The organism is Streptomyces poriferorum (assembly GCF_019399235.1).
GTDB lineage: Bacteria > Actinomycetota > Actinomycetes > Streptomycetales > Streptomycetaceae > Streptomyces > Streptomyces poriferorum.
Genome location: NZ_JAELVH010000268.1, coordinates 1 through 11851 on the forward strand (window position 1 = coordinate 1; position 11851 = coordinate 11851).

An 11851-nucleotide genomic window follows, 5' to 3' on the forward strand; every position below is an offset into this window, starting at 1 on the left:
CGGCGGCGCCGAGGGGCGCGGCCGGCAGGACCGCCCCACAGAACACGGCGACGTGCGGCACGGCGCCCGCGAGGACCACGAGCAGACAGGCCGCCAGCGCGCAGCGGGCGGCGCCGCGCGGATGACCGCCGCAGCGTGCGACCAGGCGCCGGGTCAGCGGAAGCCCGGCCAGGGCCAGTAGGGCGCCCGTGAGCAGGACGTAGCGGACGGCGGCGCCGCCCGCTGCGCGCTGGCGGCCTGTCTGCTCGTGGTCCTCGCGGGCGCCGTGCCGCACGTCGCCGTGTTCTGTGGGGCGGTCCTGCCGGCCGCGCCCCTCGGCGCCGCCGCCTTCGTCCTGCGTACCCACGGAGCCTGGTACCCGGCGGCGCTGACCGGCTTCGCCGCGAGCGGCGCGGCCGTGTGGCTGCTCCCGGACCGGCCGGAGAGCGCCCTGCTGCTGTGCGCGGCGGCCGGTGTGCTGGTTCTGGCACCCGTGGCCCTGTCCGGGGCCGTGCGGGACCCGGTCCCGGAACCCGTGCCGGGCCTGCCCGGGGCGGGCTCCGGCACCGTTCGCTCCGCCCATGCCGCCGTCGGCTTCGCCGCCGGGGCGGGCGCCCTGGCCACCCAGGACTTCCTCACCTTCCGTTTCGAACTGCTCGGGGCGCAGCAGGCCACGTACTTCGCCGCGGCCGCCGCCGGAGCCGCGCTGCTGTGCCTGCTGTTCCGCCTCCCCGCCGGCGGTGTGCCCGCCGCCGACGCCCGCCGGGGAGCCGCAACGCTCCTGGCGGGTGCCGGCGCGGCCCTGCTCGCACTGGCCACCGCGGCGGGCCCGGACCGGCTGGCCGTCTCCTTCGGCGCCCTCCTCTGCTGCGTTGCGCTCGTCGGCCGCCTGCTGGACCGGGCGTTCACCGGCCGGCGTCTCGACACGGACGCCGGCTGGGTCCTGCTGGGCGCGCTGGCCGGAATCGGCACCCTGTCCGGCCTGCGCGGCGCCCTGGACGCCGGTGACGCGCTCGTCCTGTGCGCCCTGCCGCCCCTGCTGGGGACCGTCCTGCTGACCCGCACCGCCGGGGAGCCCCCGACCGAAGCCGCGGCCGAACCCCTGTTGCGGGTGCAGGATCTGACCGTACGAAGAGGCGGCCACACCGAGATCCGGCGGCTGCGCCTGGCCGCCGCGCCGGGCGACGTCCTGGTGCTGCGCGACGAGAGGTCGGGCCGACGGGCGGTCGCCCTGCTGCGGGCCCTGGCGGGTCTGGACCGGCCGGCCGCCGGCCGCGTCCGCCTGCACGGCCAGGACGTGCGGCGGATGAACACACGCTCGCGCTGGCTGCTCGGCCTGTCGGCGGCCGTGGACCCGGTGAACGCCACCGGCGTCGGCGTACTGCCGCAGATCGCCTCGGACCGTACGGTCCGCGAGGCACTGCGCGCCGCCGCCGAGCGCCACGGACCGTCCCGTGCGGTGGAGTTGGAGCAGAGCGCACTTGCCGCGTTCCCGGCGCTGCACGAGAGGCTCGACGATCCCCCGGCCGAACTCGAACCCGCCGAGCGCTGTGTGCTGGGTCTGGCGCAGACGCTCCTCGCCCGGCCCCGGCTGCTGCTGCTCGACCTGACCGCCCCGACTGCCGCGGCCCTCGCCGACGACCCCCAACTGGCCTCTCTCGTACGACGGATCGCCGGCCAGGGAACCGTGGTGCTGGTGGCCACATCCGGCAGCGCCGCGACGCTGCTCGGAGGCCGGCCGATCGACCTCACGGAGCGCCGTCCCTCCCGCGCCGGCCGGTCCCGCCGCCGTCCCGCCTCCACCGACGTGCCGCGGTCCGGGCCGGCCGTGGTCGAAGGAACGGCCTCACACGAAAGGAAACCGGTATGACCCACTCCGCCCGGTCGCGTGCGCGCCGAGCCGCCATGGCGGCGGCTGCCTGCGGCCCGCTGCTGATGCCTCTGTTCGGGCCGGCCGCCGTGGCGGGCGCCGCGGACGCGGGTGCCACCGTCACGGTTTCGAGGGCCACCGGACTCGTCGAGGGCGGTCACATCACCGTCACCGGCGAGGGATTCCGGCCAGGACTCACCTCGGTCGCGGTGGGCCTGTGCAAGAAGGGCTACCACGACAACAAGGACTGCGACCTCACCGGAGGCGCCGCCCTGGTCAACATCGACGCGCACGGGCGGCTGCCGAAGGTCACGCTCACCGTGCACCGCACGGTCGCCGGCGCCGACTGCCGTACCACCCAGTGCGTCGTAGGAGTCTCCCCGCTGCCCGCCGGCACCCCGGCCTCGCTGCGCCCGCCCAACACCGTCGACATCCCGATCGGCCTGAAGGGCGGCACCGTCACGGGCGAGCCGTCCGGTGTCGGACACGCGCGGACGGCGGCCGCCGGAGCAGGCGGCTCCGACTCCGGCTGGGACGGCCCGTCGACGGGGCTGTGGGCGGCCTGTCTGTCCGTGGTCGTGCTCTGCGCCGGTCTGTCGCGGTTCCCGCACCGCCCGAAGTCCTTCCCTCTCTTCCGTTCTGGAGGTACCACCTGATGCGTACCGTGCTCCGCCGGTCCACAGCACTGGCCTGTGCCGGCGCGGTGGCGTTCGCCACCGCCGTCCTCACTGCCCCGACGGCATCCGCCGCGGGCGTGCTCACCGTCAGCAAGACCACCGGACTCGCGGTCGGTGACACGGTCACCGTGTCCGCGAAGGGGCTGAGCGCGAGCCAGGGCTTCGCGCCGCTCGGCCTGTGCAAGCCGACCCCCGCGGGACCGACCGACTGCGAGACCTCGGCCGACTCCGCCCACATCGGCAAGACCGATGCCTCCGGTGTCTGGCACGCCTCGTCCGACAACGCGACCAGCGTCAAGATCACCATCAAGGCGAAAGCGGGCGGGGTGAGTTGCACGCAGGCGCCGGGCGCCTGCGTGATCGCCGTCTTCATCACCGCGACCAAGGAAATGGTCCAGGTGCCGCTCACGGTGTCGGCCGGCGGCGGTACTCCGTCGACGAGCCCGAGCCCTTCCGCCACCGGGTCGTCAGCCGCCTCCGGCGGGAATTCCGCTTCCTCCGGCGGAGGTTCCTCTTCCTCCGGCGGGGGTTCGTCGGACACGTCGGCCGGCGGTGCGTCCGGGGCCGACGACAGCCTGGCCCACACCGGGAGCATCGACGGAATCCCGGTCGGCCTGCTGGCCGCCGCGACGCTGGTGCTCTGTGGTGGATCGGCCCTGCTGCTGATGCCGCGCCGCCGGCGCGACTGACCGGGACCTCCCGCTCGTACGTCCGCCCCCATGACATGTTCGGCGTCATGGGGGCGGACGTACGAGCGCAATGGCCCGTCAGCCCGGGGCGTGCGCCGCGAACCGGGCGAGGACATCGTCCAGGGCGATCACATCCGCGTACTTGGAGTCCAGATCGAAGAGATTGGCCTCGTGGGGTTCCGGGTCACGGTCGGCCGCGGCCTCCCGTACCACCTGCGGCCGGAAGCCGTACTGGAGCGCGTCCAGAGTGCTGGCCCGCACGCACCCGCTGGTGGAGAAGCCGCCGACGACCACGGTGTCGACGCCGCGGTCGGCGAGCAGCCGGTGCAGGCCGGTGCCGAAGAAGGCGCTCGGGTAGTGCTTGCGCACCACCAGGTCGCCCTCCTCGGGCCGGCAGGCGTGGGTGAAGCCCGCGTGAGGGCTGCCCGCCCGGAAGGCGTCCAGACCCGGCACCTTGCGGTGGAAGTGCGGCGCGTCCAAGGCCGGGTCGCCGTCGTAGTGGACGGCGGTGAAGACCACCGGGGCCCCCGCCGCGCGGGCCGCCGACGCCAGGGCCGCCATGGCGGTCAGGGCAGCGCCGGCGGTCTCCATCCACAGCCGCGAGTCCGGCTCGGCGTAGGCGCGGACCGCGTCGACGAGCAGGAGCGCCGGGCGCTCGCCCCAGCCCACGCGGCGGCCGAAGCCGGCCGCCGCGTAGTCGCCGTCGAGCCGGCCTCCCACCTCAGATCACTCCGTCCGCGGCCAGCCGGGCGCGCTCCGCCTCGTCCAGGCCGAGCACGCCGCCCCAGATCTCCTCGTTGTGCGCGCCCAGTTCGGGGCCCGCCCAGCGGACCTTGCCCGGTGTGTCGGACAGCCGCGGCACCACGTTCTGCATGGGGATCTCCCCGAAGTCGGGGTGCGGCATCCGGACGATGGCCTCGCGCGCGGCGAAGTGCGGGTCGGTCAGCATGTCCTCGGCCGTGTACGTCCGCCCGGCCGGGACGCCCGCCTCGTGCAGCGCCGCGAGCAGCGTCTCGGCCTTCTGGCGTCCGGTCCACTCCGCGATCACCATGTCCAGCTCCACCTGGTGCGCACCGCGCGCGCTGTGGGTGGCGTACCGCTCGTCCGCCGCCAGATCCTGATGCCCCATCACCTCGGTGAGGCGGGAGAACACGGTGTCCTGGTTCGCGGCGATCAGGACATCGACGCCGTCGGCCGTCGGGTAGACGTTGCTGGGGGCCACGTTCGGCAGGACCGCGCCGGTGCGTTCGCGCCGGTAGCCGCCGATCTCCCACTCCGGGATCAGCGACTCCATGTACGCGAGCACCGCCTCGTAGAGCGCGGAGTCCACGACCTGGCCGCGGCCGGTGCGCTCCCGGGCGTGCAGGGCCATCGTCGCGCCGTAGGCCGCCATCGTGCCGGCCAGGGCATCGCCGAGGGAGACCCCGGTGCGCGACGGGGGCCGGTCGGGCTCGCCGGTGATGTGCCGGATGCCGCCCATCGCCTCGCCGATGGAGCCGAAGCCCGCCCGGGGGGCGTACGGGCCGGTCTGACCGTATCCGGTGACGCGGACCAGGATCAGCCGGGGGTTCAGGGCGGAGAGTGTCGCGTAGTCCATCCCCCAGCGCTCCAGGGTGCCGGGGCGGAAGTTCTCCACCAGCACGTCGGCCGTGGCGATCAACTCCCTTGCCAGTCGCTGGCCTTCGGCATGGCGAAGGTTGCAGGTGACGGACTTCTTGTTGCGGGCGACCACCGGCCACCACAGGGAGGTGCCGTAGGGGCGTTCGCGCCCCCACTGCCGCATCGGGTCGCCGCGGCCGGGGTCTTCGAGTTTGACGATCTCGGCTCCGTGGTCGCCGAGCAACTGACCGCAGAAGGGGCCGGCCAGCAGCGTGCCGGTCTCCACCACGCGGATGTCGGAGAGGGGTCCAGTCATGTGCCGAGTGTAGATTTGGGAAACGCTGTTCCGCCAGAGGAACCAGGCAGGCAGAATGACGGACATGGAGAGAAGAGCAGCCGAGGCGGCCCCGTCCGCCGTCGGCATCGTCGAAGTCGCCCCGCGTGACGGGCTGCAGAACGAGTCCGAGATCCTGACCCCCGCCGAGCGGGCCGAACTGATCACCCGAGCCGTCGCCGCAGGCGCGCGACGGGTGGAGGCGGTGGCGTTCGTCCACCCCGGCCGGGTGCCGCAGATGGCGGGAGCCGAGGAGGTGATGGCGCTCGTGCCCCGCACCGAGGGGGTGAGCTACTCCGGCCTGGTGCTCAACCTGCGCGGCCTGGAACGCGCGCTGGACAGTGGCGTGGACGAGGTCAACTGCGTCGTGGTGGCGAGCGACACCTTCTGCCGCCGCAACCAGGGAGTGGGTACGGAAGACGCCTTCACCGCCTGGGAAGCCGTCGCCGCACGCGCCCACGCGGCGGGCGTGGCCCCCTCGCTCACCATCGCCGCGGCCTTCGGCTGCCCGTTCGAGGGCGAGACGCCCGAGGACCATGTGGTGGAACTGGCCCGGCGGGGCGCGCTGACCGGCGCGGCGGAGGTGGTGCTCGCCGACACCATCGGCGTCGCGGCCCCGGATGCCGTGACCCGGTTGCTGCACGGGGTGGCCGACGCCGCTCCCGGCACCGGACTGCGCTGTCACTTCCACAACACCCGGAACACGGGCTACGCCAATGCCGTGGCCGCGCTGCACGCCGGCGCGAGCTGGCTGGACGCGTCGCTCGGCGGCATCGGCGGCTGCCCGTTCGCCCCCGCCGCCACCGGGAACATCGCCACCGAGGACCTCGTCTACCTGATGGAGCGGATGCGGGTGAGCACCGGCATCGACCTGGTGGCCGCCGCGGAGATCGGCCGCGGTCTCGGCGACCGCCTCGGCAGACAGGTGCCCGCGCTGCTCGGCCGCGCCGGCGGCTTCCCGCCCGGCGTCACCGCAGCGGCCAAGTGAACCGTGCCGTCCCGAAACGGCCCGTGTCCGCCGCCGATTCACTTACATCGCGAGGAAGTTGAGGAACCGTCATGGGAGCGCACCCGCACGGCTGGTGGGTCCTGCTGCACATCGTGCTGTTCGTTTTCTGGCTCGGAGGGGATCTCGGTGTCTACGTCTCCAGCCGCTATGTGCTCGCGCGTGACCTGAGCTTCGAGGCCCGGTCGACGGCCCTGCGCATCATGGGTGTGCTCGACATGGGACCGAAGATCTGCCTGGTCCTGTTCCTGCCCAGCGGGGTGACACTGATGGCCCTCGACCCGCACGGCGCCTCCCTGCTGAACGCGTGGACCGCCACGGCCGCCTGGGGCGCCGCCGCGTGCTGGCTGTGGCTGACGGTGGTCGACCACCATCACCCCGGCCGGTATCCACTGGTGCGACGGGCCGACTGGACCGTGCGCATCGGGCTGACGGTGGTCCTGCTCGGGGTGGGCGCGTACACGCTCTTCGCCGCCGAGCCGTTCGGTGTCACCACCAGCCCGCACTGGCTGGGCGCCAAGGTGATGCTCTATGCGACGGCCATCGCCTGCGGTCTCGGTATCCGGCTCACCCTGCGTCCCTTCGGGGCAGCCTTCGCCGCCCTGGCCCGGGACGGATCGACACCCGGGACGGAGGACGTCCTGCGTCGAGCGGTCAACGGCTGTGTGCCGTACGTCGCGGGAATCTGGGGCTCTGTGCTCGTGGCGGCGGCGCTGGGTGTCTTCAAGCCCGGCGCGTCCCTGTGATCGCACGGGAGGCGGGGCCGGCCCGGGAGACGGGCCGGCCCGGGCGCTCAACCGGTGCCGGGGCGGTGGCCGAACTCGGCGGAGATCCGTTCCGCGGCGGCCATCAGCAGCGGGACGCATTCGGCCATGCGGGGTTTGAACCGTGACTGCGGCCCCGCGACGCTCAGCGCGGCCACCACGTGTCCGTCGTGTCCGAGCACCGGTGCCGCGGCCGAGACCGATCCGCCCTCGCGTTCGCCCGTCGATGTGGCGTAGCCGCGGCGGCGGATGGCGGTGAGCTCCTTGCGGAGCTTCGCCGGGTCGGTGACCGTCCGGTCGGTGAGCGGTTCCAGCTCGTGCCGGCTCAGGTACTCCTCGATCTCGTGCTCCGGCATGAAGGCGAGCACCACCTTGGAGGAGCTCCCCGCATGCAGCGGGTAGGGGATGCCGAGCGCCACCTCGATGCGCAACTCCTGCTGCGGCACCACCTGGTCGACATAGAGACGGGTGTCCCCGCGCCGGATGGACAGGGTCGCCGTCTCGCCGCACTGTGCTGCCAGGCGCCGCAGCTCGGGGGCCGCCATGGTGCGCAGGTCGGTCCGGGCCAGGTAGGCGCGGCCCAGTGAGATGGCTGCCGGGCCGAGGGCGTAACGGCGGGTCACCGGATCTGCCAGAACCAGGTCGCGGTTGCGCAGGGCGGTGAGGATGCGGTGCACCACCGCCTTGGTGATGTGGAGCTCCTGCGCGATCTCGGTGACGCCGAGGTCCGCCCGGCCACTGCGGCCGAAGAGCAGGAGTACGTCCATGGCCCGCTCGACGGCGGCGATCGACCTGCTGCTGTTCTCCTCGCTCACGCTATTCCTTCTGCGGTGCCGGGCCGTTGGGGGGCCGGTCGGGGCGATTGCGCCGACCATTGCCCAGCATAGGGCCGGGATTTCCCCAAGGGAAACGCGATCGCTGAGCTGTCACCGTTCGCCATTGACACCGAATGAAGCCCGTCGTTACGCTCATCGTGACACCGTTCCGCTAGAGGAAACAATATGAAGCCCGCTCGGGATGTCACACCTCAACGAACACACCGGGAGGCGCCATGCGAGCCGCCGTCGACGAGTCCACTTTCCGGCAGACGCTGGCACGCTGGCCCAGTGGCGTCGCGATTGTCACGACCGAAGGGGCCCTCGGCCGCCACGGCATGACGGCCAGTTCCTTCTGCAGCCTGAGCCTCGACCCGCCCCTGGTCCTGGTGTGCATGGACCGCAGGATCCGCTCCCATCAACTGATCGAGGAGCACGGTGTCTTCGCGGTCAGCGTGCTCGGCCGCGACCATATCGACCTCGGCCGGCGGTTCGCCGGAATGGAGCCCGGGGTCAAGGACCGCTTCGAGGACGCCGGCTGGGAGACCCGGGTCACCGGCAGCCCGGTCCTCACCGACGCCGCCGCCTGGGTCGACTGCAAGGTCCGGCACGCCTACCCGGGCGGCGACCACACCATCTTCGTGGGCGAGGTGGTCGACGCCCGCGTGCCCCGGCTGGTCTCGCCGCTGCTCTTCCACTCCCGCGCCTGGGGCCAGATCGCCGACCCGCTGCCGGACGCGGTCACGGTCGCCGACGTGGGGTCGGCCGTGCAGCTCGCGCTGCGTGCCTCTCCCCGCCGGCCCACCGCCCGCCTGCTCGACGCGCTCTCACGCGCCGGGGTGCGCGTCAGGCTGCCGGCCGGTCAGGCTGTCGGTGCGAGGGACGCCGAGGACTGCGCCCTGCCGGTCTCGGTCCTGGTGCCTGGCCCCGACGCGGCCGCAGCGGCGGCTGCCTCCGGAGTCACCGCCGTCGAGTTCACGGTGGCCGAACGTCCAGGAGCGCCCGGTATCCGACTCGCGGATGTGCCCGCGCTGCTGTCCGCGGCGGCAGGATCGGTCACCGTCGTCGGTCGGATCCCCGACGCGCTGAACCCTTCGCGCGCACCCCGTGTGCTCGACCTCGTGGCCGCGCTGCGCTCGGCCGGCTGTGACGAGATCGCCCTGGAGGAGGCCGCGGACACCGGGGGCGAAGCCTCCCCCGACCAGAGCTCGCCGTTGCACCTGAGACTGCTGCTCCAGGACGCCGTCCAACTGGCCGGCGGGATTCCGCTGCGGCTGTGCCTGCGTGACGACCACGGTCTCGGACTGGTCAACGCGCTCACCGCGATGAAGAGCGGCGTCCGCCACTTCGACACCGCTCTCGCGGGCTGCGACGGAACGCTGGACACCGAACGGCTACTGCTGCTCTGCTCCCGCATGGGCGTAGGGGTGCCGGTCGAGTCCGGCCCCCTCGCCGAGTGCCGCACCGAGCTGAACCGCCTCGTGCGGCGCGGCCGGCCCCGCCGCCCCGCCTGAGCGGGCCGCCTCCGCCGGGTCGCCGGATCCCGGACCGGCCCGGCTCGTCCGCCGTCGTATCCGCGCCACCGCTGACCGCACGCGGCGCACCGCGCCACCGCAATCCTTCCCTCGCCCACCCTTCCCGCCGAGGAGTCGACGCATGACAGCACCACGCCTGACAGGCGAGCGTCTTATCGATGCCATGACACCCGAGGAACTGGACCGAGCCCGACGGGTCGAGTCCGTACTGCCCGCCCTGCGCGAGGCCGCTGCCGGAGCCGACGCCGCCGGTGAGTTCCCGCTCGGCCACGTCGCCCTGCTGAGGGAGGCCGGCCTGCTGGGTCTGGTCGTTCCCGAGGAGTACGGCGGCCTGGGCGGCGGACTGCGCGACCTCGCTGCCGCGACCTTCGCCATGGGGACCGCCTGCCCGTCCACCGCCCTGGCCTTCTTCTTCCACAACACCAGCGCCTCGCGTGGGCTGCTGCCCCTGGAGGCGATACGCGCGGGCCTGTTCGAGGCCGGCGAGATCCCTGAGGTCACCGCCTTCGCCGAGCGGGTGCTGAAGGCGATGGCCGGCGGACAGTGGATGGGCAACTTCGCCAGCGAGTCCGTCAAGAGCTCCGGAGCCAACATCTCCATCGCGACCACCGCCCGTCGTACCGAGGGCGGCTGGCGACTGGACGGCGAGAAGTCCTTCGGCTGCGCCACCGGCGTCGCCGACGTCTACCTCGTCACCGCACGTCTGGACGGCGTCGAGGGTACGGACGGCCTCGCCCTCTTCCTCGTGCAGCGGGAGTCGCCGGGCGTGTCGTCCCGCGAGCCGTGGAACGGCATCGGCATGCGCGGCAGCGCCAACCACGGCATCCGCCTCGACGGAGTGACCGTGCCGGACGAGGACGCGCTCGTCGTCCCCGGCGCCTTCACCCGGATGCTCCAGGTCAGCCGCGGCAGCTTCGTGGGCAATCAACTCGCCATCGCCGCGGTGTACACGGGCGCCGCCCAGGCCGTCTACGACCACACCCTGGACCGCCTCACCAGCAAGACCTTCGCCGACACCGGGCGCCCCATCGCCGCCAGCCCCATGCACCAGGTGCTCATCGGCGACATGACCCAGCGCCTGGAGACCGCCTACCTGTGGCTCGGCCGCCAGCTCGAACTCGAGACCTCAGAGCCGCCGTTGCGTCCCAAGCCGGAGGTCTTCCGGCAATGGCGGCTGGGCAAGGGCTCCGTCACCGAAGCGTGCTTCGACGTCGCGCTCGGCGCGCTCAAGGCGTGCGGCACGTCCGGCGCCACCCTCGACGGGATCATCGGCCGCACCCTGCGCGACCTCGCCATGGGGCTGGTGATGACGTTCCCCGCGGAGCGTGGACGGCTGGAGGTCGCCAAGATGGCGTCCGAGGACCGGGCCACCGCCCTCTTCGCGACAGTGGAGAGCGGTCGATGACCACGTCCTTCCACCCCGAGCCGGTCGCCGACCTCGTCGACGGGCGGCCGGGGGCCTGCCGCCCGCTCCCCGGCGGCTTGTTCCGGCAGAACCCCGTCACCGGCGAGGACCTCGACCCCGTGCGTGCCAGCACCGACGCCCGAGTGGAGAGCGCGCTGGACGCCGCGCACCGGGTGCACCGCTCCGGGGCCTGGGCCATGCGGCCCGACGCCGCACGGGCCGACGCCCTCGACGCCGCCGCCGGTGCGGTGGAGGCGCGGGCCGCCGACATCACCCTGGCCGAGAGCTTCGGCAGCGGGGTGCCGCACGCGCAGACCGCGGTTCTCGGCGTCATCCTCGGCGGCGCCTTCAGGCTGGCTGCCGCCCGGCTGCGGGACTCGGTGCTCGTCAGCACCCTCACCCGTCCCGACGGGCGCCTTGTCACCGTGCGCAGGGAGGCCCTCGGCCCGGCCCTGTGTGTGGTCCCCTACAACGCACCGGCCCCGATGGCCGCCCACAAGGCGGCCTCCGCCTTGGCGGCCGGCTGTCCAGTGCTGGTGAAGGCGCCCGAACTCAACCCCTACGGAACGCAGTTGATGGTGGAGGCCGCCGTCGCGGGGCTTACCGCGGCCGGCGCGCCGCCCGCTCTGCTCCAACTCCTGCACGGCGACGCCGCGACCGGCGCCCGGCTGGTCGCCGACGACCGGGTGCGCGCGGTCTCCTTCACCGGCGGCACACCGGCCGGACGTGAGGTCGGAGCCGCCTGCGGACGTGCTCTGAAGCCCGCCCAGCTGGAACTGGGCGGCAACAACGCGCTGGTGGTCATGGAGGACGCGGACACCGCCACCGCTGCCCGGATCGCCGCCGAACTGCTCACGACCCTCAACGGCCAGTGGTGCCGAGCCCTGGGACGACTCGTCGTGCCGGCCGCCCGCCAGGCCGAACTGGTCGAAGCCATCGGCGAGGTCCTGGCCTCTCTGCGGACCGGCGACCCACTCGACCGCGACACCGGATACGGGCCGCTCGCGCACTCCCGGCACCGGGATTCCGTGCGCACCTCGGTTGCGGCCCTCACCCGTCTCGGCGCGAAGGAACACACCTTCACGCCGGTTCCCGACTGGGGCAACTGGCTGGCCCCGGCTCTGCTCACCGGCGCCCCCGAGGAGCACGCCCGCGGGGAGATCTTCGGCCCGGTGGCG

12 protein-coding genes are annotated in these 11851 nt (G+C 73.4%); 8 read left to right on the forward strand and 4 right to left on the reverse strand.

Going from position 1 to position 11851, the window contains the following annotated elements; genetic code table 11:
* Nucleotides 1-274: hypothetical protein (locus tag JGS39_RS32005; RefSeq protein ID WP_219573247.1), on the reverse strand; the 274-nt coding region annotated here is incomplete at its 3' end.
* Between JGS39_RS32005 and JGS39_RS32010 the strand changes: the two genes are divergently transcribed.
* From JGS39_RS32010 to JGS39_RS32020, 3 genes are read left to right on the forward strand one after another with little or no spacing between them, the layout of a single operon-like run.
* Nucleotides 266-1849, forward strand: coding sequence for a hypothetical protein (locus JGS39_RS32010; protein ID WP_219573248.1), 1584 nt, complete (start codon nt 266-268; stop codon nt 1847-1849). The two genes, JGS39_RS32005 and JGS39_RS32010, sit on opposite strands and share 9 nt — an antisense overlap.
* Entirely contained in the window at nt 1846-2505 is a 660-nt protein-coding gene (locus JGS39_RS32015; RefSeq protein WP_219573249.1) for a neocarzinostatin apoprotein domain-containing protein, read from the forward strand. Before JGS39_RS32010 ends, JGS39_RS32015 begins: the two co-directional genes overlap by 4 nt.
* Nucleotides 2505-3215 (forward strand): neocarzinostatin apoprotein domain-containing protein, encoded by a 711-nt coding sequence (locus JGS39_RS32020; RefSeq protein WP_219573250.1) that lies wholly within the window; start codon nt 2505-2507, stop codon nt 3213-3215. The genes JGS39_RS32015 and JGS39_RS32020 overlap by 1 nt, the downstream gene beginning before the upstream one ends.
* A gap of 78 nt (nt 3216-3293) precedes the next feature.
* On the opposite strand, the gene JGS39_RS32025 is transcribed toward JGS39_RS32020, so the two are convergent.
* Together JGS39_RS32025 and JGS39_RS32030 are read right to left on the reverse strand one after the other, a co-directional pair.
* Nucleotides 3294-3935: an isochorismatase family protein gene (locus JGS39_RS32025; protein ID WP_219573251.1), complete on the reverse strand. Its 642-nt coding sequence runs from the start codon at nt 3933-3935 to the stop codon at nt 3294-3296.
* A gap of 1 nt (nt 3936) precedes the next feature.
* Nucleotides 3937-5130 carry a CaiB/BaiF CoA transferase family protein gene (locus JGS39_RS32030; protein ID WP_219573252.1) on the reverse strand — a complete coding sequence of 398 codons (1194 nt, stop codon included), beginning with the start codon at nt 5128-5130 and terminating at the stop codon, nt 3937-3939.
* Nucleotides 5131-5194: 64 nt separating this feature from the next.
* Here JGS39_RS32030 and JGS39_RS32035 point away from each other — a divergent pair, with 64 nt between their 5' ends.
* Together JGS39_RS32035 and JGS39_RS32040 are read left to right on the forward strand one after the other, a co-directional pair.
* Entirely contained in the window at nt 5195-6136 is a 942-nt protein-coding gene (locus tag JGS39_RS32035; protein ID WP_219573253.1) for a hydroxymethylglutaryl-CoA lyase, read from the forward strand.
* Between the two features lie 71 nt (nt 6137-6207).
* Entirely contained in the window at nt 6208-6900 is a 693-nt protein-coding gene (locus JGS39_RS32040) for a hypothetical protein (RefSeq protein WP_219573254.1), read from the forward strand.
* Between the two features lie 47 nt (nt 6901-6947).
* On the opposite strand, the gene JGS39_RS32045 is transcribed toward JGS39_RS32040, so the two are convergent.
* A complete protein-coding gene (locus tag JGS39_RS32045; RefSeq protein WP_219573255.1) occupies nt 6948-7733 on the reverse strand; it encodes an IclR family transcriptional regulator in 786 nt (261 codons plus the stop codon).
* Nucleotides 7734-7969: 236 nt separating this feature from the next.
* On the opposite strand from JGS39_RS32045, the gene JGS39_RS41190 reads away from it, so the two are divergent.
* From JGS39_RS41190 to JGS39_RS32060, 3 genes are all read left to right on the forward strand, one after another.
* Nucleotides 7970-9247, forward strand: a complete 1278-nt coding sequence (locus JGS39_RS41190; RefSeq protein ID WP_236063966.1) for a flavin reductase — start codon at nt 7970-7972, stop codon at nt 9245-9247.
* A 142-nt stretch (nt 9248-9389) separates the two neighbouring features.
* A complete protein-coding gene (locus JGS39_RS32055) occupies nt 9390-10673 on the forward strand; it encodes an acyl-CoA dehydrogenase family protein (RefSeq protein ID WP_219573256.1) in 1284 nt (427 codons plus the stop codon).
* The coding region (locus JGS39_RS32060) for an aldehyde dehydrogenase family protein (RefSeq protein ID WP_219573257.1) at nt 10670-11851 on the forward strand (1182 nt) is incomplete at its 3' end. The genes JGS39_RS32055 and JGS39_RS32060, both read left to right, overlap by 4 nt.

Excerpts from the sequence above, each read along its gene's own strand:
- JGS39_RS32015 (WP_219573249.1), top strand. The coding sequence starts at position 1,846 with ATGACCCACTCCGCCCGGTCGCGTGCGCGCCGAGCCGCCATGGCGGCG.
- JGS39_RS32020 (WP_219573250.1), top strand. The coding sequence starts at position 2,505 with ATGCGTACCGTGCTCCGCCGGTCCACAGCACTGGCCTGTGCCGGCGCG.
- JGS39_RS32030 (WP_219573252.1), bottom strand. The coding sequence starts at position 5,130 with ATGACTGGACCCCTCTCCGACATCCGCGTGGTGGAGACCGGCACGCTG.
- JGS39_RS32035 (WP_219573253.1), top strand. The coding sequence starts at position 5,195 with ATGGAGAGAAGAGCAGCCGAGGCGGCCCCGTCCGCCGTCGGCATCGTC.
- JGS39_RS32040 (WP_219573254.1), top strand. The coding sequence starts at position 6,208 with ATGGGAGCGCACCCGCACGGCTGGTGGGTCCTGCTGCACATCGTGCTG.
- JGS39_RS41190 (WP_236063966.1), top strand. The coding sequence starts at position 7,970 with ATGCGAGCCGCCGTCGACGAGTCCACTTTCCGGCAGACGCTGGCACGC.
- JGS39_RS32055 (WP_219573256.1), top strand. The coding sequence starts at position 9,390 with ATGACAGCACCACGCCTGACAGGCGAGCGTCTTATCGATGCCATGACA.